At 66.5% G+C, this 24,430-nt stretch carries 22 protein-coding genes; 8 read left to right on the top strand and 14 right to left on the bottom strand.

Translation table 11 applies throughout. From position 1 onward, the window contains the following. Position 1 precedes the first annotated feature (1 nt). Positions 2-676, top strand: coding sequence for a response regulator (locus tag IE116_RS22965; RefSeq protein ID WP_189615739.1), 675 nt, complete (start codon positions 2-4; stop codon positions 674-676). Between the two features lie 12 nt (positions 677-688). On the opposite strand, the gene IE116_RS22960 is transcribed toward IE116_RS22965, so the two are convergent. The 5 genes from IE116_RS22960 to IE116_RS22940 all read right to left on the bottom strand — a co-directional run bounded on the left by IE116_RS22960 (position 689) and on the right by IE116_RS22940 (position 5,597). Then, positions 689-913: a hypothetical protein gene (locus tag IE116_RS22960; protein WP_189615738.1), complete on the bottom strand. Its 225-nt coding sequence runs from the start codon at positions 911-913 to the stop codon at positions 689-691. A 106-nt stretch (positions 914-1,019) separates the two neighbouring features. Continuing rightward, positions 1,020-1,931 carry a LysR family transcriptional regulator gene (locus IE116_RS22955; RefSeq protein WP_189615736.1) on the bottom strand — a complete coding sequence of 304 codons (912 nt, stop codon included), beginning with the start codon at positions 1,929-1,931 and terminating at the stop codon, positions 1,020-1,022. Between the two features lie 93 nt (positions 1,932-2,024). Beyond that, entirely contained in the window at positions 2,025-2,999 is a 975-nt protein-coding gene (locus IE116_RS22950) for a Bug family tripartite tricarboxylate transporter substrate binding protein (RefSeq protein WP_189615734.1), read from the bottom strand. Between the two features lie 114 nt (positions 3,000-3,113). Continuing rightward, positions 3,114-4,532 (bottom strand): M20 family metallopeptidase, encoded by a 1,419-nt coding sequence (locus IE116_RS22945; protein ID WP_189615732.1) that lies wholly within the window; start codon positions 4,530-4,532, stop codon positions 3,114-3,116. 138 nt (positions 4,533-4,670) lie between these two features. Then, a complete protein-coding gene (locus IE116_RS22940) occupies positions 4,671-5,597 on the bottom strand; it encodes a LysR family transcriptional regulator (protein WP_189615730.1) in 927 nt (308 codons plus the stop codon). A gap of 128 nt (positions 5,598-5,725) precedes the next feature. Between IE116_RS22940 and IE116_RS22935 the strand changes: the two genes are divergently transcribed. Both IE116_RS22935 and IE116_RS22930 read left to right on the top strand, forming a co-directional pair. After that, the gene (locus IE116_RS22935; protein WP_189615729.1) at positions 5,726-6,340 is read left to right on the top strand and encodes a DUF4286 family protein; all 615 of its coding nucleotides are present in this window, start codon (positions 5,726-5,728) and stop codon (positions 6,338-6,340) included. After that, the gene (locus IE116_RS22930) at positions 6,337-7,494 is read left to right on the top strand and encodes a mandelate racemase/muconate lactonizing enzyme family protein (RefSeq protein WP_189615726.1); all 1,158 of its coding nucleotides are present in this window, start codon (positions 6,337-6,339) and stop codon (positions 7,492-7,494) included. The genes IE116_RS22935 and IE116_RS22930 overlap by 4 nt, the downstream gene beginning before the upstream one ends. Here the strand turns inward: IE116_RS22930 and IE116_RS22925 are convergent. From IE116_RS22925 to IE116_RS22910, 4 genes are all read right to left on the bottom strand, one after another. After that, the gene (locus IE116_RS22925; protein WP_189615724.1) at positions 7,491-9,923 is read right to left on the bottom strand and encodes a glycosyl hydrolase family 65 domain-containing protein; all 2,433 of its coding nucleotides are present in this window, start codon (positions 9,921-9,923) and stop codon (positions 7,491-7,493) included. The two genes, IE116_RS22930 and IE116_RS22925, sit on opposite strands and share 4 nt — an antisense overlap. A 13-nt stretch (positions 9,924-9,936) precedes the next feature. Further along, complete coding sequence (locus tag IE116_RS22920) at positions 9,937-10,893, bottom strand: PfkB family carbohydrate kinase (protein ID WP_268249246.1); 957 nt, start codon at positions 10,891-10,893, stop codon at positions 9,937-9,939. Between the two features lie 128 nt (positions 10,894-11,021). Next, positions 11,022-12,008 carry a Bug family tripartite tricarboxylate transporter substrate binding protein gene (locus IE116_RS22915; protein WP_189615720.1) on the bottom strand — a complete coding sequence of 329 codons (987 nt, stop codon included), beginning with the start codon at positions 12,006-12,008 and terminating at the stop codon, positions 11,022-11,024. A gap of 84 nt (positions 12,009-12,092) precedes the next feature. Continuing rightward, the gene (locus IE116_RS22910; protein ID WP_189615718.1) at positions 12,093-12,866 is read right to left on the bottom strand and encodes a nitroreductase family protein; all 774 of its coding nucleotides are present in this window, start codon (positions 12,864-12,866) and stop codon (positions 12,093-12,095) included. 79 nt (positions 12,867-12,945) lie between these two features. On the opposite strand from IE116_RS22910, the gene IE116_RS22905 reads away from it, so the two are divergent. The 3 genes from IE116_RS22905 (at position 12,946) to IE116_RS22895 (ending at position 14,941) form a co-directional block, all read left to right on the top strand. After that, a complete protein-coding gene (locus IE116_RS22905) occupies positions 12,946-13,380 on the top strand; it encodes a RidA family protein (protein ID WP_189615716.1) in 435 nt (144 codons plus the stop codon). Positions 13,381-13,587: 207 nt separating this feature from the next. Further along, entirely contained in the window at positions 13,588-14,049 is a 462-nt protein-coding gene (locus IE116_RS22900) for an Rrf2 family transcriptional regulator (protein ID WP_189615715.1), read from the top strand. Continuing rightward, complete coding sequence (locus tag IE116_RS22895) at positions 14,039-14,941, top strand: NAD(P)/FAD-dependent oxidoreductase (protein ID WP_189615713.1); 903 nt, start codon at positions 14,039-14,041, stop codon at positions 14,939-14,941. Before IE116_RS22900 ends, IE116_RS22895 begins: the two co-directional genes overlap by 11 nt. A gap of 46 nt (positions 14,942-14,987) precedes the next feature. Here the strand turns inward: IE116_RS22895 and IE116_RS22890 are convergent, their stop codons facing one another. Next, positions 14,988-16,619: a tannase/feruloyl esterase family alpha/beta hydrolase gene (locus IE116_RS22890; protein ID WP_189615711.1), complete on the bottom strand. Its 1,632-nt coding sequence runs from the start codon at positions 16,617-16,619 to the stop codon at positions 14,988-14,990. 455 nt (positions 16,620-17,074) lie between these two features. Here IE116_RS22890 and IE116_RS26090 point away from each other — a divergent pair, with 455 nt between their 5' ends. After that, positions 17,075-17,206, top strand: coding sequence for a hypothetical protein (locus IE116_RS26090; protein WP_268249245.1), 132 nt, complete (start codon positions 17,075-17,077; stop codon positions 17,204-17,206). Between the two features lie 144 nt (positions 17,207-17,350). Here IE116_RS26090 and IE116_RS22885 read toward each other — a convergent pair whose 3' ends face one another. Next, a complete protein-coding gene (locus IE116_RS22885) occupies positions 17,351-18,244 on the bottom strand; it encodes a LysR family transcriptional regulator (protein WP_189615709.1) in 894 nt (297 codons plus the stop codon). A 200-nt stretch (positions 18,245-18,444) separates the two neighbouring features. Between IE116_RS22885 and IE116_RS22880 the strand changes: the two genes are divergently transcribed. Beyond that, complete coding sequence (locus IE116_RS22880) at positions 18,445-19,680, top strand: MFS transporter (RefSeq protein WP_189615708.1); 1,236 nt, start codon at positions 18,445-18,447, stop codon at positions 19,678-19,680. 18 nt (positions 19,681-19,698) lie between these two features. Here IE116_RS22880 and IE116_RS22875 read toward each other — a convergent pair whose 3' ends face one another. Genes IE116_RS22875 through IE116_RS22865 form a run of 3 tightly spaced genes read right to left on the bottom strand, consistent with a single transcriptional unit; the run spans position 19,699 to position 24,421 of the window. Further along, entirely contained in the window at positions 19,699-20,349 is a 651-nt protein-coding gene (locus tag IE116_RS22875) for a DUF2894 domain-containing protein (protein WP_189615702.1), read from the bottom strand. Positions 20,350-20,378: 29 nt separating this feature from the next. Next, positions 20,379-21,026 (bottom strand): OmpA family protein, encoded by a 648-nt coding sequence (locus IE116_RS22870; RefSeq protein ID WP_189615700.1) that lies wholly within the window; start codon positions 21,024-21,026, stop codon positions 20,379-20,381. Further along, complete coding sequence (locus IE116_RS22865) at positions 21,023-24,421, bottom strand: DUF802 domain-containing protein (RefSeq protein WP_189615698.1); 3,399 nt, start codon at positions 24,419-24,421, stop codon at positions 21,023-21,025. Before IE116_RS22865 ends, IE116_RS22870 begins: the two co-directional genes overlap by 4 nt. Between the last annotated feature and the right edge of the window lie 9 nt (positions 24,422-24,430).

The raw sequence follows: 24,430 nt of genomic DNA, 5'->3' as shown, positions 1-24,430 counted from the left end.
CATGGCTACCATCGTCATCGTTGAAGATGAACCCAAGCTCGGCGCCCTGCTCGGCGACTACCTGAAGGCCGCCGGCTATGAAACGCATTGGGTTGCGGATGGCCTGGAGGCCTTGCCCGCGATCAAGCGCCACTCGCCCGACATGGTGCTGCTGGACCTGATGCTGCCCGGCAAGGACGGCCTGGAGATCTGCCGCGAACTGCGGGTGTTTTCGGAAGTGCCCGTGATCATGCTGACGGCGCGCGTCGAGGAGATCGACCGCCTGCTGGGGCTCGAACTGGGCGCCGACGACTACATCTGCAAGCCTTTCAGTCCGCGCGAGGTGGTGGCGCGGGTCAAGGCGATCCTGCGGCGCACGCGCGGCGCGGCGGCCCAGGCGGCGCAGGAATCCACGGGTCTGCATATCGACGAGGCGGCCTATTCGGTCAGCCTGGACGGTCACGACATTGACGTGACGCCCGTGGAATTCCGGCTGCTGCGTGCGCTGGCGTCCAGCCCGGGCAAGATCTTTTCGCGGGATCGCCTGCTGGACCAGCTCTATGACGACCACCGCGTCGTGACCGACCGCACGGTCGACAGTCACATCAAGAACCTGCGGCGCAAGCTGGAGGTGTGGCGGCCGGACCAGGACGTAATCCGGTCGATCTACGGCGTGGGATACCGGCTCGAACTGTGACGAGCCCGATGTTTACTTGCGCAGGTCGCTCCAGTCGGCCGCATAGGCGGACAGCGCTGCCGCCACCCACATGACGAATACGCCGATCCACATGGTGTTGCTGCCACCGGGCTGCTGCTTCATCAGCGCATAGACCGTGCATCCGATCGCGATAAGAATGAGGTAGGGCGCGCGGCGGCGCGCGTAGCTCGCGCGGGTGTCGTCCGGCGAGCGCCGGGGGTCCTTGAACAGTCCCATGTCATGCTCCAAATGATTCGGTGGCATTTTACGAAGATCTGGCAATCGCGCGCGACTTGGGGTGTTCGACGTGCTGGGGATAACCCGCAGACCCGCCCGGAAGGGCTCAGCTCAAGGGCGCCAGCCGGGTCGCCAGGAAGCTGACGAACTCTTGCACCAGGCCAGGCAGGCTGCGTCCGGCCAGGGTCTGGATCTCGATGTCTCGCTGCGCCATGCCGCGTTCGCGCACCGGCACGGCCGCCAGCGTCCCGGCAGCCATGCGCAGGCTGACCGCCACACGTCCGGACAGCGTGATGGCATCACTGTTCGCCACGAAGTCATACACCGCCGACGCGCTATTGCTGCACAGGGCCGGCACGATCCCGATATTGCGCGCGCTGCACGCAATGTCGAACAACTGCCGGATCGTGGTGCTGACTGGCGGCAAGGCCAGGGGATACGCCGCCAGCTGCTGCAAGGTGACGCGGTCGGCGCCCGACAGCGGGTGGGTCGGCCGCATGACGGCCATGATGGGGGAGCGCTGGCTATATTCGACCTTGATGTCCTTTTCGGCGACCCGGCTGAAGGTCAGCCCCACGTCGGCATCGCCTTCGCGCAGGCGCCGCGACACGTCAAAGGTTTCGCCCACATCGAGTTCGAACTGCACACCGGGGTAGCGCTTCTGGAAGTCGAGCATGGCGCGCGGCACGAATTCCATTGCCATGCCCTCGGTGCTGCACAAGCGGATCAGGCCGGTCTTCAGTCCACTGAGGGCCTGGATTTCCTTGGCGACCCGGTCGGCATCCTGCGCTGCCTTGTAGGCATAGGCTGCCAGCACTTCGCCCGCCGAACTGGGCACCATGCCCCGCGCGTGACGCTCGAACAGCGCCGCGCCCAGGTGTTCTTCCAGTGTGGCGATCTGCCGGCTGATGGCCGACGCGCCGACATTGAGGCGTTCGGACGCGGCGGTGATCGAACCGCAGCGCACCACTTCCAGAAAGTACCGTACGCCCGTTTCCTGCAGGGGACGAGAATCCATTGTCAGCGACCAATTAGGGCATGAGGAATGGCTGGCCAGCCATGCGTCAGGACAGCGTACACCCGTCGTTGGTGCAAGGCTGCACTATCCGCATCAGTCCATCGAGATCGCGCCGCGCTGGGCGACGGCCGTGAATTGCGTGATCTCGGCATTGACCTTGTCGCGGAAGGCATCGCGGCCAAGCATGACGGGCTCGAAGCCGTTGTTGGTAAAGACCTTGCGGACCTCGGCGTCCTGCATGGCGTCTTCGGTGGCCTTGCGGATGGTGTCGATGATGGGCGCGGGCGTCGATGCGGGCGCGACGAAGCCATACCAGCCGACCAGGCCGGCGCTGGCAGGCAGGCCGGCTTCCTTCATCGTCGGGACGTTGGGCAGCTGCGGCATGCGACGGTCGCCCGACACGGCAAAGGCCTTCATGCGGCCGGCGTTGATGTGCGGCGCAGCCGAGGCCACCGTGTCGACGGCCCAGTCCAGTTCGCCGCCGATCAATGCGGTGGTGAGCTGCGCGCTGCCCTTGTAGGGAACGGCCAGCATGGTTGCGCCGATGGTCTGCGCGAACATCTCGCCGGCAAGGTGGGGCGCCGACCCCGCGCCAAACGTACCGTACGTCACGCCGCCCTTGCTGCTCTGGGCCTTGGCCAGCGCCACCAGATCGGTCAGCGACGACGCAGCCAGGTCGGGCTTGCCGACCAGCACCGTAGGCGCCAGCGCAACGATGCCGATCTGCTCGAAGCTGGCGAGCGGCTTGTAGGGCAGGTCTTTTTTCAGTGCGGGCAGAACCGAATACGTGCTGGAACCCGAGATCATCAGCGTGTAGCCATCGGGCGCCGCGCGGGCCACGGCCTGTGCGCCGATCACGGTCGCTGCGCCCGGACGGTTTTCGACGATGACGGTCTGGCCGAGCTTGTCGCCCAGCTTCTGCGCCAGCACGCGGGCGACCGCATCGGTGCCGCCGCCCGGCGGGAACGGGACCACGATCTTGATGGGATGGTCAGGGTAGGCGGCGTGCGCCTGTGCGGTGACCAGGACGGACAACGCGGCGGCAAGGGTACAGACGATGCGGTGCATGGCGATTCCAGGATGAAGAGGGCAAAGCCGGCAAACAGACCCAGCCGGATTTCCATCAGTGTACGGATGAGCAGGTCAGAAGGAGGTGCGGTCCGGGTACCGGAGCGTGTTGCGTCAGGCCGCGCGGCGGCGCTGGGTGGCGCCGTCACGCAGACCTTCAACCGCATCACCCAGGTCCCAGAACAGGCCCGCCATCATGGCCAGGCCTTCACGGGTCACGCTTTCGAGCAGGTGTTCGTTGGGCGCATGCTGGGCGCAGGCGGGATAGGAATGCGGCACCCACAGGGTCGGCAGTCCCAGTTCGTCGGCAAACACGTCATTGGGCAGGGATCCGCCCAGATTGGGCAGCAGCACCGGGGACTGACCCGTCGTGGCCGTGACCGACTGCGCGGCCCACTGTACCCACGGGTCTTGCGGATCGAGCCGCGTGGCGCCTGCCCGGGCGCCGATCGTGATCTGCACCATGGGAAACCCGGCGGCATCCAGATGCGCGCGCACGTGCTGCTCCAGATGCTGCCAGTCGGTGCCGACCACGAAGCGCAACTGGCACCACGCGCTGGCCTTGGCCGGGATCGCATTCACCGGCTTGGCGGGCTGCCCCGCATCCAGGGTCAGGATTTCCAGCGTGTTCCAGCCGAACACCTGCTGGGCCGGATTCAGGCCCGGCTCGCCCCAGGTCGCATCGATGACCGGATCATCGGCGCCGGTGCCCACTGCCAGATCGCGCACCGCGCGGTCCACGGTGTCGGGCATGGCGGGCGGCCGCAACGCGTCGATGACGATGCGGCCGCGCGCGTCGACCAGGCTGGCCAGCGCATGCGTGAGCACGATGGCGGGATTTTCGAGCAGGCCGCCCCAGTTGCCCGAGTGATAGGCCCGTTCGCGCGAGGTCACGCGCAATTCGAAGTTGACCGCGCCGCGCGAGCCCATGAACAGGGTCGGCCGTTCGGCGGCCAGGCGGGGCCCGTCGCTGGCGATCAGCAGGTCGGCCGCCAGACGCGCGCGCTGCGCGCGGCAGAACTCCAGCAGCCCTGGCGAGCCGGCTTCTTCGCCCATCTCGAACAGAATGCGCACGTTGTAGCCAAGCGTGCCCTTGCGTGCGTCGATCGCACTTTGCAGGGCGGCAAATACGATGGAGTGCTGACCCTTGTTGTCGGCGGTGCCGCGGCCGAACCAGCGGCCTGCGTCGTGCACCAGCGTCCACGGGTCCAGTCCTTCGCGCCAGGATGCCGCCTGCCCGCGGACCACGTCGCCATGACCGTACAACAGTACCGTCGGCAGCTTGCTGTCTTCGATGCGGTCCGCGACCAGGAAAGGCAGATCGCGACCGGTGGGATTGGGCCAGGTCGTGCAGACGAAGCCCATGTCGGTCAGCGCCGGCGCAATGTCGTCGGTCAGATAGGCATGCAGCAGCGGCGCCTGGCTTGCCTCTTCGCTCTCGGTCGCCAAGGCGACGCGGCGGCCAAGGACCTTGGCAAACTCCCCGGAATCGAGGTGCTGCAGGGCGTGCTGGATCGCGGATTGACGGCTCACGGGCGGGTCCTTCTGAATTCGACGGCCCACTTTATTACCGGAATAGCCTTTCTACAATTGGAATTTATCGAAGCAAGGTTTGCATTTTATGCAAACCTCGGGTTGCTACGGGTGGCGCATGCGGTGGCATCCCCGGCATCAGCGCAGTGCCGGTTCGCCCAGAAACAGCGCGCGCCAGTCGACCCGCTGGATCAATGCGCAGGCCGCCAGCGCTGCGGCCGTGGGGGCCTTGCTGCGCGAGGTGGCCAGGACCAGGCGATTGCGCAGGGCCGGCGTGCCGATGGGCGCCCAGGCCAGATCGGCCGCGCCCGCTGCGCCGGCCGTCGCCGACAGGGTGCTGCGCGGCAGCACCGTATAGCCCTGCCCCTCGGCCGCCATCCGCAGCTGCGTGTGCACGGCATCGACCTCGGCAACGATATCGAGGATGACGTCTTGTGTGCGGCAGGCTGCCTCGACCACGGTCCGGATGGCGTTGGGCAGGCTCGGGAGGATCATCGGATACCGCCCCAAGGTCGCTACGGGAATCGATGCGGGCAATGCGGCGCCGTCGGGCGGGTGACCGACCAGCACCATTTCTTCGCGAAACAGCGGCACGCAGTCCAGTTGCGACGATGCCGGCGGATCGTAGAGCACGGCCAGGTCGAGCCGGCCGGCCAGCAGGGCCTCGCGCAGTTGGGCGCTCAGGGCTTCGACCACGTTGATGGACGTTTGCGGTTCGGTGCCGCGAAACGCGCGCAGCAGCACGGGCGTCAGGCAGTGGGCCACGCGCGGGGGCAGCCCTACGCTGACGCGCCCTGCCCCGGTATCGACCACGGCGCGCACGTCCCGCTTGACCTGTTCCGCATGGGCCAGCAGCGCCTGACCATGCGTCAGCATGCGCTGCCCGGCCTCGGTCGGCACCACCCCGCGGCCATGGCGATGCAGCAGGCGGCATCCCAGTTCCGCTTCGAGCAGGCTTACCTGGCGGCTGAGCGCCGGCTGGGTCACGCCCAGCACATGCGCTGCGCGGGAAAAGCTGCACAGGTCGGCCACCTGCACGAAATAGGCAATCTGTTGAAGGTCCATGGCCCAAAGGATATAACGAAACCTGATAGCAGAAACCCCCTGCGTCGGCTTGTTCGGCCCCGTCAAAGCGCGCAGCATTCGCATCATCGGCCGCCTTGCGCGCGCCCTGCCCTGTTGCGGAGACTGCCTTGCCCCGTTCCACCCATCTGTTGAAAATCCTTGGCCGCGCGCTCGATGCCGATGCGCTGCGCCAGCTGTCGGACCGGCTGGTGTCCGCGCTGGGCGCCAATCCCATACAGGACGCGCTGGCCTCGACGCAGTCCGCCGACACCTATCTGATCCTGGACCGGGGCGACATCGACCCCGCGCTGTTCGACGGCATGCAGACGGAGACCGTCGAGCTGACCGAGACGACGGTGCTGCCGGGCCGGTCTGCCGGTCAACCCGCGCCCTTTCATTACATTGTCGAAACCGACATCGCGCCCGACGCCGAAGCCGACATGAATGCCTGGTACGAGCAGGAACACCTGCCGGGCCTGGCCGCCGTGGAAGGCAATGTGCTGTCGCGCCGGCTGGTGGCCAGCAAGGGGTCGCCGCGCTACTACGCGTGTTATGACCTGGTGGACCCGTCGGCACGCCAGACCGCGGCGTGGACAGCCGTGACCGCCACGCCCTGGAGCAGCCGCGTGCGCCCCAACTTCCGCAACACGCGGCGCACGATCTTTGCGCGCCTGCCGCTGGCGTCCTCGCCGCAGGCTTCCCCTTCTTCTTCCGATCCCCGCCCCGAGAGCGACCGTCCATGACCGCATCCGCCACCGATACTTCCGCGCTTGCCACTGCCCGCATCGTCCGTATCGAGACGATCCCGTTGCGGGTCAAGCTTGACCGCGCCGCGACCGGATCGACCTTGAAGCTGACGCATCGCTGCACGATCGTGACCCGCATCCATACCGATGCTGGCGTGATCGGCGAGTGCTTTGTCGGCAACGACGAGGAATTGCAACCTGGCATCATCAAGCTGATCCATACGGAACTCGAACCGCTGCTGATCGGGCAACGCGTGGCCGCGATCGAGGACCTGTGGGCGCTGACCCGCAAGGCCACCGAACCGTTCCTGCGCGACCGGCGCGTGGCCCTGCGCGCGCAGGCGCACATCGATGCCGCCTTGCATGACGCCGTGGGCAAGCTGCTGGGCGTGCCGCTGCATGTGTTGTGGGGTGGCGCGAAGACGCGCGTGCCGGTGGTCGCGCTGGGCGGTTACTACCGCACGACCGGCGACCTGGAAGGCTTGACCGAGGAAGTCGCGGAGCTGAAGGCATTCGGCATTCATGGCCTGAAGCTGAAGCTCGGTGGCAAGACCCCGGCCGAAGATGCCGAGCGTGCGCGTACCGTGCGCCTGGCGGGCGGCCCCGACTTTACGCTGGCCGTCGACGCCAACCAGGGATGGAACCGGCAGCAGGCGCTGCAGTTCATTTCGATGACCGGCGACCTGAACCTGGCGTGGTTCGAAGAACCCTGCCATTGGGAAAACGACCGATCGGACATGGCCATGGTGCGCGCGATCAGCGGCGTGCCGATCGCCGCGGGCCAGAGCGAGCTGTCGCGTTTCGGCTGCCGTGACCTGATGGTTGCGAATGCCATCGATATCTGCAATTTCGATGCGGGCTGGGGCGGCGGCCCGACCGAGTGGCGGCGGGTTGCTGCGATGGCATCCGCCTTTGGCGTCAGCGTGCTGCAGCACCTGGAGCCGCAGATCGGCCTGATGATGTCCGCGGGGGTCGGCAACGGCATGTTTGCCGAAGTCATGCTGCCGTGGCGCGACCCCTTCTTCTATCAACTGATTGGCAACCAGAAAGCGCGACCCTTCGAGGACGGCTATTACACCCTGCCCGACGGTCCGGGCTGGGGCATGGAGTTCGACCTCGATTACCTGGAGTCGGCGCGGCGCAAGGACTAATTCGCCGCATCCAGCGGCAGCGTCAGCGTGGATCCCTGCCGCAGTTGGTGGACCGTTGCTCCATGGACGACCGCAACGGGCGTGTCGTTGACCGTTTGCAGTACGGTAAGGTCAAGCTGGCCATCCTTGAGGTCCGCACGCAGTCGTGCGCCGCGATAGCGGATCTTGACCGACACCGCGCCGAGGCCGGGCGGCGGGGCGGGCTGGACATGCAGGCCATCGCGTGCGGGAGTGATGCCCAGATAATGCCGCTGCAGGATGTCGAGCGATCCGGCCATCGCGCCCAGGTGCACCCCTTCAGCCACGCCGCCGCCAGGCATTGCAAGGTCACGAAGCACGCATTCCTGAAAATAGGACCACGAGGTCGCCGGGTCAAGACGGGTCAGCGCGCCTGCGCACACCATCTTCGACAGACTGGATTCGTGCGTGATGCGCGCAAGATGAAAGTCTGCCGTCTTGCGCATGAAAGGCGGACCCACCGTGTAGCCCAGTCGCTGGATCATTGACCGCAGATCGTGTGCCGGCAGCAGATGAAAGAGGCACAGCACATCGGCCTGCTTGGTCAACTGATAGTTCGCCGTGTCGTCGCCGCGCGACTCCAGCAACCAATCCAACCGTGGACGTTCATCGACCCGCCAGGCAGACGGTGCATGTTGCAAGCCGGTGTAGCCATCGAACTGGCTGAGCACATCGGGCGCCACGAAGGGCAGCGACATCCTGCGTGAGATATCGTCCCATCGCGCGAGCTCGTCGTCGTGGATCCCGATGCGGTTGCGCAACGTCACGGCCTTGTCGGGTGGCAGGAGGTCGATGACCTCGAGCGCCTTGCACAAGCTCCAGACCGCCATCAAATTGGTATAGGCATTGTTGTCCAGACCGGGCGACGCCGAGCCGGGATAGCGGGTGTGATACTCATCGGGGCCCAGCACGCCGCGTATCACGTAGCGGCCCAGGACATCGTCGAACCTGGCCAGGGACGACCAGAAACGGGCGATTTCCATCATGAGGTCACCGCCCTCCCCCTCCAGCAGCGCACGGTCGTGGGTGGCGAGATACAGCTGCCAGACGTTGTGCACGATGGCGGCGCCAACATGGCGTTGCAGGTGGGTAGGGTCCGGCATCCAATGACCCGACAGCGGATTGCACTGGAAGGGAGGGGTTTCCTCGCTCCCGGCCCACGCGCTGCGCCACGGGAACATCGCGCCTGCCAGGCCGGCCTGCTGCGCGCGTGCGCGTGCCTCGGGCAGCCGCCGATGGCGGTAGGTCAGCAGCGAATGGGCCAGTTCCGGACAGTGCGTCACCAGGAAGGGAAAGACGAACATGTCGTCCCAGAAGATCTGCCCGAAGTAGCCCTCGCCCCAGCCGCGCGGCGGGAAGCCCTGGTCCCGCCCCGCGCTCAAGGGCGACACCGCCTGGAAGATATGCCACACGGCAAAACGCAATGCACGATCTAGGTCGGCATCGGCAGCCCGGATCGATGCGCTGTCCCAGAGACGCGCCCAGGCGGCGCGATGCGCGTCCAGCAGCCTGTCGAACGGCGCATCGGGAATGAGGCCGATGGCGGTCGTGCAGTCAACGCCCAGGCCCGTGTCGAGGGGCGTCGAGCCGCTGTGCGGATCGCGTCGGGAAGCGCTGTTCGACGTATGGCCGACACTCAGATGCGCCCGTTGTTCGATCGTCAGGGTGCGTGCGGTGTCCAGGCGAAGGTCCGCTTCCAGGACAATGGCCCCATCGTCATCCCGTGTCCGCCAGGTGTCGACCGCCGGCTCCACCTGGTTGCGACATGCAACCATCACGCGGCGCGACGCATCGTCCAGGTGCGCAAGCACGGCTGCAACGCCCTTCTCGTTGTGATGCGTGGCCAACGGTGTCAACCGTTGGCCTTCGTAGGCGGCGTTGCGGTGGACCAGCGTATTGCTCACGTGCGTGCGCAGCTGGGCGCGCACCTTGACTCGTTGAACCGTGCCAGGAACCCTGACCCGCCACCGCAGCAGCGCACAGGACGGATCGGCCATCGACACGACGCGCTGCTCACGCAGGCACAGCCGACCGCCGTCCACCTTTACCACGATGAGTCGTTCCAGCACGCTTGCCTCCAGATCCAGCTGCTGCCGGTACGACAGGATGTGCGCCTGGTGGATGTCGAACCAGTCGCCGTCGTCCAGCGCCAGCGTCAACCCGAACGGATCCGGCAGATTGACGATCGCACCCATCCTTGCCACCTTGCCATTGACCTGACGCGGTGCATCGTCATACCACCCCGCGTGGTACAGCCCGGCGTAATGGATCCTGCGGGCGGTGTCGGCTTGGGTGATGAGGTGCGCGGCTTCGGGGGCGCTGGCGCGCCAGATCAGGCAGCCGTTGCCCAAGGTGAACAAGGCTTCACGCCGCGCCTCGTCGGCCGCATCGTAATGAGTGAATTCAATCACGCTTGATCCCATGTCAGGCATCGAGCGGTGTGGCCCGGACGAACAGATCGCCCGCCATTTTCAGCACCTCGTCGCGCGGAGCGTAGGCAGCTTGCGAGCCGTAGCCGGTCACTGCCAGATTGGCGGCAGCCACGCCCCAGGCCGCAGCCTCTGCCGGCGACCGCCCTTCCAGCAAGGCGATAGCCAGCACGCCGGTAAAGGCGTCGCCTGCGCCGGTTGTGTCGACTGGCTTTACCTCCCCCGGCGGCACGTGCATGGCGTGATCGCGGTCCGCCCACACGCACCCGCCATCGGGCAGCTTGAAGCACACGATGCCGACCCCTTCCTTGCAGAGTTCCCGCGCCGCCCGCGCCGCATCGTCGATCCCGTCGAGCGTCCGCCCCACCACGGCCTGGGCCTCGTCCAGGTTGGGTGTCAAGGCGGTGATCCTGCAAAGCAGTCCGCGGTCCAGGCGATCCGGAAACGACGGGTCCAGCACCACCGGCATGCCACGCGACGATGCGCTGTCAATGGCGCGCGCGACGACCCAGGCTGGCACTTCGTAATCCACGACCAGACAGGCCGGCGCTGGCGTGCGAGCAATGATGTCGGTCATGGCGCGCACGGCGGCTTCGTCCCACACATCATTGGCGTTGGCGGCCAGCACGATGGTTTTCTTGGCATCGGGCGGGACCATGATGAAGGACACCGCGGTGCCTGCGCCGGCAGCCGCCGTCACCCCCGTCGTGTCGACCCCCGCAGCACGTAAGGGGTCGAGCACCTGACTCGCGAGATCGTCGTCGCCAACACGGCCGAACAGGCAACTGCGATGGCCGAACAAGGCGCCCAGGTAAGCCGTGTTGGCGGCCTTGCCGCCGGGCAGCCGCCGGAAGTCGCTGGCGAGCGCCGTTTCGAGGGATCCGATGGCGTCGTCAGTCCGCATCTGAAAATCGGCGTTAACGCTGCCGAGGGATAACAAGGTGGGCTTCACGTCGATGCTCCCGTTGAACGCGACCCGCAGGTATCAGCAGCTTGCATGCCGGCCCGCGCGGTTGGTCAGGGAAACCCGCCACGCAGCGCGAGGCTGCGAGGGATCGATGCGTGAAAGGACGTTGCGTACTACTTGCCGAACTCCAGCGCGACCTTTGACTGTTGAGCAATCCTGTCCCACCGCGCCAGTTCGCTTTGGTTGGTGGCAAGGAACGCCGCGGCATCTTGCGGCCGGGGCTCGAACCCCGCGGCTTCGATACGCGCCATCATTTCCGGTTGCGCCAGCCCCTCGGCGATGTCGCGCCCGAGTTGCGCAACCAGGGCGGGCGGCATCTTAGAAGGCCCGTAGATCCCGAGCCAGCTCGTGACCGCAAAGTCGGCCACACCAGCTTCGCCCATGGTGGGGACGTCGGGCAGCTGCTTGGTGCGATACGGACTGGTCACGGCCAGCGCCTTGAGTTTGCCCGCCTTGAGCAGTGGCACGAGCGGCGGCAGGTTGGAAAAACAGAAGTCCAGATTGCCGTTGGCCGTGTCGATCAGGGCCTCGCTGCTGCCCTTGTACGGCGCATGCATCAGGGCCACGCCGGTGGTCGCCCCGAACAGTTCGCTGGTCAGGTGCACCGACGAACCCAGGCCATTGCTGCCGTAGCTGAGCGGCGCCTTGGCGGCCTTGGCGCGCGCGATCAGGTCCTTGACCGTGTTGGCCGGATAGTTGCTGGATACCACCAACACGTTGACGAACTCAGCCACCTGCGCGATCGGAACGAAGGACTTGACCACATCAAGGGGCAGGTTGCGCACCGTGACGGGCGGAATGACGTTGCCGCCCAGGCCCCCCGTGATCAGCGTGTAGCCATCGGCGGGCAAGCCTGCCACATATTGCTGGCCGATCACGCCACTGGCGCCCGGACGATTTTCGATGATGACGGGCTGCCCATACTTCCGGTTGAGGATGTCGCCGACCAGGCGCGCGGCCACGTCTGTCACGCCGCCGCGCGGGTACTGCACGACGATGCGTATCGGGCGGGACGGGTAGACGTCCTGCGCAAATGCCGATGCCATCCACGGCAGGGGCGCCATGAGACCCACTGCCTTCAATACTGTTCGACGATCCATAGTGCCTCGAAGTCTTTGAAAAAAACGTTGCGGGGGGCGTCTCCTCACGCCTGGTCTTGTCGGGCGGCACGTGCATGAGCTGGTCTAGGCGGCGTCCTCCGTCGTGGGCATGGGAAAACGAAAGCCCTGCCGGTACAGCGTGGCGGCCACGGTGGTGTAGGTCGGTACCGCATAGCGGCTGGAAATGGCGTCGGACCAGTTCTGCGCAGTCGGGCGGCCGAGCGCCTGCGAGTAGTCCTCCATCCGGGCATCAAGCGCGTCGATGGTCCCTGCCAAGGCGTGGTCGCGGTAGACCTCGTCGTGCCATGATGCAGCCAAGTCGAAGCGCGGTTTGGCCAGGGAAGATCGGGTCTCGACATAGCCCATGCAGATACCGGCCATTGGAACCACCAGGGGTGGCAGCTGGAGCAGGTCCACCACGTCCTGCATCTGGCGGCGCACGCCGCCGATCGGACAGACATCGAGCCCCAGCGCCCGCGCGGCCGTCATCATGGTTGCCATGACGATGCCGGTGTCCACCCCGCCAATCAGCAGACTGTTGACGTTTTCGTGCACGACCTGCTCCCGCCCCTGCTTGTGGGCAGCCAGCGCGGTCTTGTGGAAGTCCATCAGCAGCACGACAAAGACTGGCGTCTTGGCAATCCAGGCCTGGTTGCCGCAAAACTCGGCAAGCCTGGCTCGCGCGTCGGCATCGCGAACGACGACCCACGACACGTTCTGCGCGTTGTTCCAGGTGGGCGAACGACGCGCCGCATCGAACACTTTTTCGAGCGTGTCGTCGGACACCGGCGCACCGGTGAAATCACGTTCGCTGCGATGCGCACGCAGCAGATCCAGGACATCACACGCTTCTTGCATCGTTCCGCTCCGTAGACTGTTTTATATGATAATCATACAATCGCATCGCCAACAACGGCTTTGTGTCAGGAGACACCTCATGTCCGCCACACCTTCCCTCACCCACGTTCCCGTCCCCGACAGCCGCTCGCCCATCAGCCGTGCCGTCGGCGTGCCGCCCGGCGCGACCACCTGGTACCTCAGCGGACAGATGCCCGCGGTCATCGATCCTGCCGCGCCGCCCGACCGCCGCGCCGCCTATGGCGACACCTACCAGCAGACCTTGAGCACGCTCAAACGCCTGGACGGCATCCTGGCCGGCATGGACCTGTCGATGCGCGACGTGGTCCATGTGCGGGCGAGCCTGGTCGCCGACCCGGAACTCGGCAAGATGGACTTCGACGGCTTCAACGCCGCCTGGGCCGAATTCTTTGCCGGGCAGGACAGCGCCTGGCCCGCGCGCATGGTGCTGCAGATCGCGGGTCTGGTAAATCCGGCCTGGCTACTGGAACTCGAGGTGATCGCAGCAAAGTGACTGCCGCGGCCGGGGCGGGAACCTTGCCCGCCGGAATCCGCCACTGGCCGCCTTGACCATCGCCGTGTGACAAACATAGGCGCGGCGCGCAGGCCCGTCGATACTTCGTCAGCCATACCCGGTATGGCTGACGCGCATGATGGCGCGCAAGGACCCGCCGTCACCCAGGTTTGACGCCATGGCAACTCATGCAATATCATTTGTTGCATGAAACGAGACAGCCGATTGTCGGGCGTGTTGCACGTGTTGCTGCACATGGCCCAGAGCCCCACCCCTGTCACTTCCGAAGCCATGGCGCACATGATGTGCACGCACGCCGTGGTCGTGCGCCGCGTCATGGCCGGCCTGCGCGACATGGGATACGTCCGATCCGAGAAGGGACATGGCGGCGGCTGGTCGCTAGCCTGCGACCTGAGCGCGCTGACCCTGCGCGATGTGTACGACGCCCTGGGAATGCCCGAGCCCTTCGCCATGGGTCACCGCACCGAAGCGCCGGGCTGTCTTGTCGAACAGGCCGTGAACGCGGCGCTGGAAGACGCCTTCAAGGACGCCGAGGCGCTGCTGCTCGAACGCTTCGCGCAGGTGCCGCTGTCGGCACTGGCCGCCGACTTCGGGCGCCGCCTCGCGCTCCATCACGGAAACCCGGGAGACCATCACCATGCATCATGACGCCATCATCGTGGGCGGCAGCTACGCCGGCCTGTCGGCCGCCATTCACCTCGGACGCGCGGGCCGCAAGGTCTGCATCGTCGATACGGGCCTGCCGCGCAACCGGTTCGCAAGCGCATCGCATGGTTTCTTCGGCCATGACGGCCAGACCCCGGCCGAGATGCTGGGCCGCGCCCGCGCGCAAGTGCTGGCCTATCCGACCGTATCGTTCGTGGAGGATGAAGTCGTTGCCGCCGAGGGCGAGGACGGGCACTTCACGCTGCGTCTTGCATCGGGTACGCAGCGAACCGCGAGCAAGCTGCTGCTGGCCTTCGGCGTGTCCGACGAACTGCCGCCCATCACCGGAATGGCCGAACGTTGGGGCCAGAGCGTGCTGCACTGCCCTTACTGCCATGGCTACGAATACGGCGGCAACGCGTTGGGCGTGATCGGGCGGTCGGTCCACGCCGCGCAGCATGCGGTGCTGATTGCCGAATGGGGGCCCACCACCCTGTTCCTGGACGGACATGATGCCCTGGATGCGGACGGGCGCGCGTTACTGGCCACGCGCGGTGTGACGGTGGAGCCTGCACCGATTCGTGCGTTGCAAGGCGACGTGCCTGCATTGAGCGGGGTGCTGCTGGCCGACGGGCGCACCGTAGCAATCGAGGCCTTGTATCTGGCGCCCGTGACCCGCCTGAACAGCCCGATCGCGGCGCAACTGGGATGCGAACTGGAAGACAGCATGTTCGGGCCCATGATCACGACCGACGCCATGAAGATGACGACGGTGCCCGGTGTGTTCGCCGCGGGCGACGCGGCACGGGCGCCCCACAACGCAACGTGGGCGTCGGCGGATGGCGTGACCGCCGGTACGGCCTTGCATCGGGCGCTGGTGTTCGGGACGGCGTGATCCACAGACATCCAGGCCGCATGCGGCTGGATGTCTGTGCGCCACATCAACCGCAGGTGAAGTTGGCCGCGTCGTCGATGCTGCCCGTGCCCGAGTACTTGGCTTCCTTGGGATAGGCGCAGATCGGCCGCGTGCGGTTGACGACCTGGTTCGCGACCCGGCTGGCGGGCAAGGCATCCGGCGCCACGCCGCTTTCGACCCAGGTGTCGAGCGCGGTCAGCCAATCGACCGTGGACGTGCCGGTGCCGCCGCCGCAATGGCCCATGCCGGGCACCAGGAACAGGCGCGCGAAGCTGGCCACCTGGGCCGGCGATCCTTGTGCCTGAGCGAGGCGATCGAAGTAGGCGATGGTATCGATCGGGTTCACGACCGGATCGGCCCAGCCGTTATAGACCAGCAGCTTGCCGCCGCGCGCCTTGAAGGCGGAGACGTCGGTGCTGAGCTGATCCACCAAAGGACCGACAGTGGTGCGTGCGGTGGCCATGCCCTGGTCGAAGTCGAAGGTCCACCAGTTCCAGTTCGGATCGTTGAAGACCCAGTAGCGCCAGTAGTCGGCACGGGTGGGTTCGGTGGTGCCCCAGTACGAAGCCCACCCCGATTCACTGCCGACTGGCCAGCCGGGATAGACCTGTTCGCCGGTCCGCAGATTGCGCGCGCCCGCGTACATCTTCTGCATGGCGCCGACTTGCGGCGCGGTCAGGCAGTTGGCGTTGTCGGCGCCCGTGCATTGCAGGCTGGCCACGTTGAAGACGTCGGCGGTGCATCGGCGGGGGTCGCCGATGACGCCGTCGGCCACGCCGTCCCTGGCATCGCAGGCGGCCACTGCCTGGCGTGTCACAAGCTGGATCTTGGCGTTGGTCAGGATGGGGGTGGTGTTGTCGTTCTGGGCGTGGTTGGCCAGGAACTGCCACATGAAGCCCGCGTTCAGCGCCGTGCGGTTGTTGCCCGGCGCACCGGCAATCACGCCGTCGAAGTCGCCGGGGTAACGCTGCACTTCGGCATAGCCCTGGTGACCGCCGGTGGAGCAGCCCTGGTAGTAGGACCGGGCAATCGACTTGCCCTGCACGGCGGTGATCGCCGGCTTGGCCGCTTGCGTGATGGCATGAATGGACCGGGTACCCCAGTCGCGGATCTTTTCCGGATGGCCGATACCGAACTTCAGATCATTGGGGTCGGCGCTCTGGTGGCCCGTGTCGCCGCCCACCGTGGCGTAGCCACGGCCCAGCGCCGCGACCATGTCGCCGTAGCTCAATGCCGGGCTGTAGCCTCCGTTGCCCGTGACGACGACCTTGCCGTTCCAGGCAGTGGCCTTGGGCACCCAGACTTCGAAGTTGATGAGCGAGTCGCTGGAGGGAGTGGACCGGCCCTGCAGGCGGCAGAAGGCCGGCACGGTGTAGCTGGCGGTCCCGGTCGGAACGAAAGGGCCCGCAGCGACTTCGGTGGCCGCCGTGATCGTCGCATCGGGCAGCGCCATGCCGACCATGCTGGTGCAGCTCATGGCCACCGGTGGAGGGGGGCTGCCTGCGTTGGCGTCGTCATCGTCGCCGCCGCACGCGGCCACGATCAACGGTAGGCCAAGGATCAGCACACCGGCACGCAGGCCGTCATGCAGACGCCGATGCTGGGCAGGTGCCCGGGACCGGCCGCCGCCGGGGAAACGAGGCTTGGACGCACGCATGATTTGTCTCCGTGGGTTGTCGTGATCTGCTGATGTGTCAGCTAGTTGTTTTGATCAACCGGATAATGGACATTATCAACGGTCTGCCAGAGACTCTATTGCGGCGGGGCGCGAGCCGGCCAATCGATTATTTGGATCGATTCACTTGTTTTGCGGATGGGTCGATTGCCTGGATACCGGGGGCGACGCCGCGACCGGCACGCCATACACCGAATGGGATCAACAACGCCCCCGCCACGCGGTGCAATAAGGGGTCCCGCTGCCACGCCATCACAGGCTCAAAGACGAGTTGCCGCGACTCCCGGGACCGCCGCGCCCTGTGAAAACGCGTTACAAGGGTTTCCGCCCGTGCCAGGATCGGGCTGCGCGCGCCCTGCCCCGGCGGACGCACGTAAACTGCAGGGGTACGCACGGCGAACACCTTCGTTTTGTCGGCGTCTCAACAGGAGAGCACCATGACCCACGCCAGCTTCGGCTTCATGTACGCTACCGCCGCCACGCTCGACGTCGTCCGTGGCAAGACTACCCACCGGAAGAACCCGGGCAAGCGCGGCAAGCAAGGCGGTTCCGCCACCCGCGGCGCCTGATAGGTCTTGGGGCGGCGCACGCGCCAATCACTTGCGTGCATGTGCCGTCCCTATCCTGACCCTGCGTTCCCCGTTTCCGCTTCACCCTCGCGCATCTTTGCCGCGATCGCCCTTCCCTCCTGTACTGCCCTCCCCCTTTGAACGTCAATTCTTGTGCCGGATCGCGCCGATCACCAGCGCCAGCGCGCGGGATGAGTGCCTGCGGCTCGGGTAGTAGGCATGCAGGCCCGGAAAGCTCGGGCAGAACGATTCCATGACACTGATCAGGCGGCCGTCCTGCACCGCCGGCCCGGCCAGGTCTTCGGGGATGAACGCCAGGCCGCAGCCGCTCAGGGCCGCATTCAGGATCTGGTAGGCGCTGTTGAACATGCACTGGCCGCGCACCCGCACTTCGACGTCGCGGCCGTTGTCGCGCAGTTCCCAGGCATAGACGCCGCCGCTGCTGGACAGACGGAGGGTGATGCAGTTGTGCTTGTGCAGGTCCGCAATGGAAGCGGGCACGCGGCGGTCGCCGAAGTAGTCGGGCGAGCCCACGATCATCATGCGGACGTCGGCTGTCAGGCGGACCGCGATCATGTCCTTTTCAACCTGATCGCCAAAGCGCACGCCAATGTCATAGCGCTCGGCGGCAATGTCGACCAGCCGATAATCGGACGTGATCTCGACATGCAGATCGGGATAGGCGGGCAGGATGGGCGCCAGGCGGGGCCAGAGCACGGTGTCGATCACGTGGTCGATCGCGGTGATGCGGATGGTGCCAGCGGGCTTGTCGCCCAGGTCGCTGATGGCGGCAATTTCGGCCTCGACCTCTTCGAGCCGCGGCGCGACGTTCTGCAGCAGCCGTTCGCCGGCTTCGGTCGGGGACACGCTGCGGGTCGTGCGGATCAACAGGCGCACGCCCATCCGCGCTTCGAGCCCCCGGACGATGTGACTCAGGGCGGATTGCGTCATGCCGAGCTTGGCGGCGGCCCGCGTAAAGCTGCGTTCCCGGGCGACGGCGAAAAAGACGAGGAGATCGTCGAGCTTGGCGCGAGCCATGAAGCGTCCTGCAGGATTATAGGATTTTCATGATAACGCGGGCTTAACTGTCCGGGCCATTGATGATTCTGGTTCATAGGCCCGACGAAATCACAGGGGATCGGATGGGGCCTGGCGGGCATACCATGATCGCCTTGCTACGGGTTTTCCCTTGCACCCGTGGCGCCTGCGGTATCTATCCTTTCTTCCCCCTTGTTCCCATGACCTCTTCCACTGCCAATCCGGCCGCGGCGGCGTCGGCTTCATCGACGGCGTCATCGCGCCCTGCGTCTTCGTCCTCTGCCACCCGCACGCCGTGGGCTGCCGTCGGCGCCATGGCCATGTGCGTCGCCCTGCTGATCGCTTCCGAATTCATGCCCGTCAGCTTGCTGACGCCCATCGCCACCGATCTGCATGCCACGCAGGGGATGGCCGGCCAGGCGATCTCGGTTTCGGGTCTGTTCGCAGTGGTGACGAGCCTGTTCATCGCGACAATTGCCAGCCGCTTCGACCGCCGGCATGTGCTGCTGGCGCTGACGATCGTCATGCTCGCGTCCTTGCTGCTGATCGCGTCGGCCACCAACTTTGCTGTCTTCATGGCGGCCCGCGCCCTGCTCGGCATTACCGTGGGCGGCTTCTGGGCGCTTGCGACCGCGACCATCATGCGGCTGGTGCCCGATGAGGCCGTGCCCAAGGCGCTGGGCCTGCTGTACACCGGCAATGCCGTGGCGGCAGCCTTTGCGGCGCCGATCGGCAGCTATGTGGGCGGCATGATCGGCTGGCGCGGCGTGTTTTGGGCGATGACGCCTTTTGTGGTCGCCAACCTGATCTGGCAATGGGCATGTCTGCCCTCCATGCCCCCGCAAGCATCCACGCCCGCGCGCAAGGTGCTGGGCCTGCTCAAACGGCCGCATCTGGCCTTTGCAATGCTGGGCGTGATGCTGACGTTTGCGGGCGCCTTCGCCAGCTTCACGTACTTTCGCCCCTTCCTGGAAACCACGACCGGCGTGACCGTGACGCAGCTGTCCTTGCTGTTGCTATGCCTGGGTGCCGCGGGTTTTTTGGGGACCTACAGCGCCAGCATGTTGATCGGCCGGCACCTGTATGCGTTGATGCGCTGGCTGCCGCTGGCCCTGGCCGTCGTCACGCTGTCCCTGCTGGCGGTCGGACACTGGTTATGGGCTGTCGGTGTACTGATGGTTGCGTGGGGCACCTTGAATTCAGCCATCCCGGTGTGCTGGTCGACCTGGCTGTCGAAGGGCGTGGCCGACGCGCCGGAAAGCGGCGGCGGCCTGATGGTCGCGGCGATTCAACTGGCGATCATGCTGGGCGGCGGGCTGGGTGGGCTGCTGCTGGATCGCGTGTCGATCACGGCAACGTTCGTGGGCAGCGCGGCGCTGCTGGTGGCGGCGTCGATCAGTGTCGGCAACGGGCAGCGGCTACGGCCGCGAGCGTGATCGCGGGCCGCACCAGCCTTATTTCGCCTTGGCGCGGCTTGTCTTCCTGGCCGCGCCAGGCCTTGCGGTTTCCTTGGCCATCGGCATCCCGAAAGCGTTCACCTGTTCCATCCACGACAGGCCATCGACATAGGCCAGGAAATGGCGCAGATAGCCGGGCGACAGCTCCCGCATCATCAGCAGCGACCGGTGCACGAGGTGATTGGAGTTGAGCGGGCCGGCGTTTTCCGGCACGCGTTCCAGTGACTGGCGCACCTGCCGGTTGGTGCTGACCTTGGACAGCGCATCGCGGAAGTAATCGATCTCGGGCAGTTCGGGATAGGTCGCGCGCTGCAGCGCCACCTTGCGCAAGGTGCGGTGGGCGTCCGACTCGGCGGTCTGCTTCTGGATGTAGTTGAGAAGGTCCACCAAGGGGCGGGATGCGGGTGCCGGTGGAGCGGCCACCGTGCCAGCCTGCGCCAACATCTTTTCATACGCCGCAATCAAATCACGTAGTCGTGCATTCAGCACGCGCCGTGTGGCACCGCCCTGCCCTGCCGATTTGCGCGCCATTGCGTCGATCAAGTGAAAACGCACCGGGTCGATACGATCGGCGCCCTGCTCACGCCATAGGGCCAGCCTGGACTCGACGTCAACTGTCGACGTGTCGATCACGGAGTCCACCGTCATGCCAGGCGCTCGTTCATGACCCGGCCCATTCACTCACGCGGCTTGGCCGTTTCGGCCGCCGGTTTGCGGATCGGCGCGATTTCCACGCGGCGATTTTTGGCCCGGCTGGCTTCGTCGGTATTGGCCGTGACGGGCTGCTCGGATCCGAACGCGGCCGCGAACACCAGGGACGGCGCAATGCCCTCTTCGATCAGCGCGCGGGTGACGGTCAGCGCGCGTTGCGCCGACAGTTCCCAGTTGTCGGCGAACCGGCGATTGGTTTCCTTGACCTGCTGATCGTCGGTAAAGCCGCTGACCATCAGCACTTCCTGGCGCGCTTCCAGGTAGATCGACAGCGGAGCGATCAGCGTGCGCAAGACCTCGCGGCCTTCAGCCTGCAGCTGCGCCGAGTTGATCGGAAAGAGCACGCTGCCGCTGATTCCGATGCGGCCGTTCACGAGCGTCACGCGGCCCGCCGCCAGCGGACCGGCCAGCGCTTTTTCAAGGGCCTCGCGGCGCTGCGTTTCTTCCTGGCGCTGCTTGACCTCTTTTTCCAGGCGCGCCGACAGTTCCAGTTGCACGCCGATCACACCGACCAGCACGAGCACGAAGGCGCCGAGCATGACCGACATCAGGTCGCCAAAGACGGCCCAGACCGGAACGCTGCTGTCGACGCCGGCGTCGATGTCGTCGTTCATGCCGCAGGCGCCCCGGCGCTGGCACGCTGGCCAGCCAGTTGCTGGAGATCGTCAACGATCTGTTTCTGCGCGAGCATGCTCAGGTCGATGACCTCGCGGGCCTGGGCCACGTAGTAGGCCAGTTGCTCGTCGCTGCGGGTGGTCGTCTTGTCCAGCGCGGCTTCAAGGCGCTGCAGGTTGCCCACCAGCGATTCGTTCGATTGACTGAACAATTGGACAGCCGTGCCGAAGGCTTCGCCCAGGCTGGCGACTTCGAGTGCGCTGACGGTCACCTGCGCGGCGACATCGGTCAGCTTGCCGGTCTCGCTTTCGACCTGCTGCGTGAAGCGGCTGCCCACGCGATCAAGCATGTCGGACGAAGTCGTCACCAGGGCATCGACTGCCGTACGTTGTTCAGTGGACGCATGGTTGACGGCGTCAAGCAGTGTGCCCAGGGTTTCGAGCAGGCGGCTGCGCTCTTCGAGCATGACGTTGTCGCGCGCCATGCTGTCGGACAGCTTCTGGCGCACCTCGCCAATGACTTCGGCCGCGGCCTTGGGCGCCTCGGAAGCTGCCTGCACCAGTCGCGCCATTTCGGCGATCGTCTGGCTGGCGTGGGCCTGGGTGTCGGCCGTGATGTCGCGCGCGGTCTGCGCGAGGGCATCGCAGATCTCGCGCTGCTGGCGGGTGACCTGATCGCCGGCCTGTGCCCATTCCTGACGCAGCGTCGTGACCATGTCGGTGAGCGATCCGGTCCATGCCGCCAGGCGCTGCTGGTCTTGCGCAGCCAGCTCGGCCTGCAGGGCGGCGGCGGCCTTGGGGGCTTCGGCCGCGACCTGCACCAGCCGGTCGATCTCGGCCAGCGTGGTGCTGGCGTGCGCCTTTGCCTGCTCGGTCATGTCGCGGGTGGTCTGTGCAATCGCGTCGTACATGGCCTGCTGGCGCGCGGTGGTGTGCGTGCCGGTCTGCTGCCATTCTTCGCGCAGCGTGGCGGCCATGTCGGCCAACGACGCCGTCCACGCGGCCAGGCGTTGCTGATCCTGCGCGGCCAGTTCCGACTGCAGCGCGGCCGCGGCCTGCGGGGCGGCTGCCGCCACGTCGACCAGACGATGGATTTCTTCCAGCGTCTTGCTGGCGTGGGCCTGCGTCTGTTCGGCCATGCCGCGCGCCGTCGTGGCGATCGCGTCGTACATGGCCTGCTGGCGATCCGTGGTGTGCGCGCCAGCCTGCTGCCATTCTTCTCGCAGGGTGGCGGCCATCTCGGCCAGCGATGCGGTCCAGGCGGACAGGCGCTGCTGGTCCTGCGCGGCCAGTTCGGCCTGCAAGGCCGCGGCGGCATTCGGCGCGGCGGCTGCAACGTCGACCAGCCGGGTGATTTCGGCCAGCGTGCTGGTCGTGTGGGCCTGGGTCTGCTCGGCGATGCCGCGCGCTGTCAGTGCCATCACATCGCACACTTCCTGCTGGCGGCTGGCGGTCGATGCGCCTGCCTGTTGCCATTCTTCGCGCAGGCTGGCGGCCATCGCGGCAAGCGACGCCGTCCACGCGGCCAGGCGCTGCTGGTCCTGCGCAGCCAGATCGGCTTGCAGGGCCGCGGCGGCATTCGGCGCGGCGGCGGCCACCTGCACCAGGCGTTCAATCTCGGCAAGCGTGGTCTGGCTGTGGGCGCGGGCTTCCTGCCTCATGTCGCGTGCGGCCGCAGCCAGCGCATCGACGATGTCCTGCTGACGCGTGGCAGTGACGGACCCCGCCTGCTGCCATTCGGCGCGCAGCGTCGCGGCCATCTCGGCTAGCGACGTTGTCCACGCCGTCAGCCGCTGGGCGTCCTGTTCGGCCAGTTCGGCCTGCAAGGCAAGTGCGGCCTTGGGCGCATCGGCGGCGGCCTGCACCAGGCGGTCGATCTCGGCCAGGGTGGCGGTGGCATGGGTCCGGGTCTGGGCCGCGATGGTGCGGGCGGTCTCGGCCAGGGCATCGCAGATCTGCTGCTGATGGCCTGCCGAGGCCGCGCCCACGTCCTTCCATTCGTCACGCAAGGACCCGGCCAGCGTGTCGAGCGCACCGGTCCACGCCGACAGGCGTTGCGCATCCTGCGTGGCGAGCTCGGTCCGCAATTGGTCGTGCGAGTTGCTCAGCGTACTGACCAACGAGGCCGCCTGCTGGGCGAACCCGGCCGATGCCGCGGTCAGGGCCAACTGGTTGTCTTCCGCAAGCTTCCGGCTGGCGACGGATTGATGCGCCAGCGCGGTTTCCCACTTGGCGGCGACGGTGTCGGCCACGCCGTCCATGCGCGCGGCGACCTGGTCCAGCAGGTGCGACGACCGGGTCTCGAACGTACCCGCAAAACCATCGAGCGACTGGCGCAGGTCGGCAGTAAGCGCCTCGCTGGCCTGCCGTTGTTCGGCGACCGCGCCCTTCCAGATATCGGCCACGGTAGCCGTCGACGCCTCGAAGCGGGTCGACAGGCCATCCAGCTGGCGTTGCACCGCCTGCGTCACCGTCTCGTGCAAGACCGCCGTTTCGCGGGCGACGCTGGCCATGGTGGCCTCCACCGCGGGCTGGATTGCGGCCCCAGCAGATCGGACGCCTTCCACCACACTGTCTTTCAGGCTTTGTTCGACCGACGCGGCCAGGCGGGTATAGGCGGCATCGGCCTTGCCGTGGAAAACGTCCTGCTGGGCGACCAGGCGATCGTTCAGCGCCTGGGTCTGCTGCTCGATGGCCGCCATCATGGCCTGCAGCCGGTCGACCACGGTAGGCATGAGGTCGGCCTGCCGCTGCAGCAGCTTGAAGCTTTCTTCGCGTTGATGCGTGAGCGAAAAACTGCGCAGCGATCCTGCGACCAGCCCGTCCAGCGCCCGCGCGGCCTGGATGCGTTCGCGGCGGCACAGCGCCGCAATCAGGCCCAGCATGGCGGACGTGGCCACCCCCGCCACGGAGGTCCCGAACGCAAAGCCCAGTCCCTTGACCGGTTCGGCCAGCGAGGCGCGGATGGCTTCCAGATCGGTCGAGCTTTCGAGCGCGAGGCCCGTGCCGCGCAGCGTGGCGACCATGCCGAGGAAGGTGCCGAGCATGCCCAGCAGCACCAGCAGACCGACCAGATAGGGAGTGAGCGTCGGCGCGGGCAGCCCGGTGCGCTCGCCTTCCACACGCAGCCGCACGGGGTTGCGTAAGGTGGGATGCACGGTCTCGATCCAGTCGCCAAGGCGGCCTGGCGCTTCCTTGAGGCCGGCAATGGCCCGCGTCAGGGTGGCCGTGGCCATCTGGTAGCGGTGCAGCTCCAGCCCGCCCAACAGATAGACGGCAACGATCAACAGCGTGACGGCCAGCGCCAGGGGGTTCGCGGTCAGGTAACCGGCACCGATCCAGCCTGCAACCGCCAGGCCCACCACAAACACAACATACGGAATAAATCGGGTCATGACGTCCTG

It is taken from the genome of Pigmentiphaga litoralis, from assembly GCF_014651835.1.
Lineage (GTDB): Bacteria > Pseudomonadota > Gammaproteobacteria > Burkholderiales > Burkholderiaceae_B > Pigmentiphaga > Pigmentiphaga litoralis.
The sequence above is the reverse complement of the archived record's forward strand: the minus strand, read 5'-3'. Positions and strand labels throughout refer to the sequence as shown.

Excerpts from the sequence above, each read along its gene's own strand:
- IE116_RS22965 (WP_189615739.1), top strand. The coding sequence starts at position 2 with ATGGCTACCATCGTCATCGTTGAAGATGAACCCAAGCTCGGCGCCCTG.
- IE116_RS22960 (WP_189615738.1), bottom strand. The coding sequence starts at position 913 with ATGGGACTGTTCAAGGACCCCCGGCGCTCGCCGGACGACACCCGCGCG.
- IE116_RS22955 (WP_189615736.1), bottom strand. The coding sequence starts at position 1,931 with ATGGATTCTCGTCCCCTGCAGGAAACGGGCGTACGGTACTTTCTGGAA.
- IE116_RS22950 (WP_189615734.1), bottom strand. The coding sequence starts at position 2,999 with ATGCACCGCATCGTCTGTACCCTTGCCGCCGCGTTGTCCGTCCTGGTC.
- IE116_RS22940 (WP_189615730.1), bottom strand. The coding sequence starts at position 5,597 with ATGGACCTTCAACAGATTGCCTATTTCGTGCAGGTGGCCGACCTGTGC.
- IE116_RS22930 (WP_189615726.1), top strand. The coding sequence starts at position 6,337 with ATGACCGCATCCGCCACCGATACTTCCGCGCTTGCCACTGCCCGCATC.
- IE116_RS22915 (WP_189615720.1), bottom strand. The coding sequence starts at position 12,008 with ATGGATCGTCGAACAGTATTGAAGGCAGTGGGTCTCATGGCGCCCCTG.
- IE116_RS22910 (WP_189615718.1), bottom strand. The coding sequence starts at position 12,866 with ATGCAAGAAGCGTGTGATGTCCTGGATCTGCTGCGTGCGCATCGCAGC.
- IE116_RS22905 (WP_189615716.1), top strand. The coding sequence starts at position 12,946 with ATGTCCGCCACACCTTCCCTCACCCACGTTCCCGTCCCCGACAGCCGC.
- IE116_RS22900 (WP_189615715.1), top strand. The coding sequence starts at position 13,588 with ATGAAACGAGACAGCCGATTGTCGGGCGTGTTGCACGTGTTGCTGCAC.
- IE116_RS22895 (WP_189615713.1), top strand. The coding sequence starts at position 14,039 with ATGCATCATGACGCCATCATCGTGGGCGGCAGCTACGCCGGCCTGTCG.
- IE116_RS22890 (WP_189615711.1), bottom strand. The coding sequence starts at position 16,619 with ATGCGTGCGTCCAAGCCTCGTTTCCCCGGCGGCGGCCGGTCCCGGGCA.
- IE116_RS26090 (WP_268249245.1), top strand. The coding sequence starts at position 17,075 with ATGACCCACGCCAGCTTCGGCTTCATGTACGCTACCGCCGCCACGCTC.
- IE116_RS22885 (WP_189615709.1), bottom strand. The coding sequence starts at position 18,244 with ATGGCTCGCGCCAAGCTCGACGATCTCCTCGTCTTTTTCGCCGTCGCC.
- IE116_RS22880 (WP_189615708.1), top strand. The coding sequence starts at position 18,445 with ATGACCTCTTCCACTGCCAATCCGGCCGCGGCGGCGTCGGCTTCATCG.
- IE116_RS22875 (WP_189615702.1), bottom strand. The coding sequence starts at position 20,349 with ATGACGGTGGACTCCGTGATCGACACGTCGACAGTTGACGTCGAGTCC.
- IE116_RS22870 (WP_189615700.1), bottom strand. The coding sequence starts at position 21,026 with ATGAACGACGACATCGACGCCGGCGTCGACAGCAGCGTTCCGGTCTGG.
- IE116_RS22865 (WP_189615698.1), bottom strand. The coding sequence starts at position 24,421 with ATGACCCGATTTATTCCGTATGTTGTGTTTGTGGTGGGCCTGGCGGTT.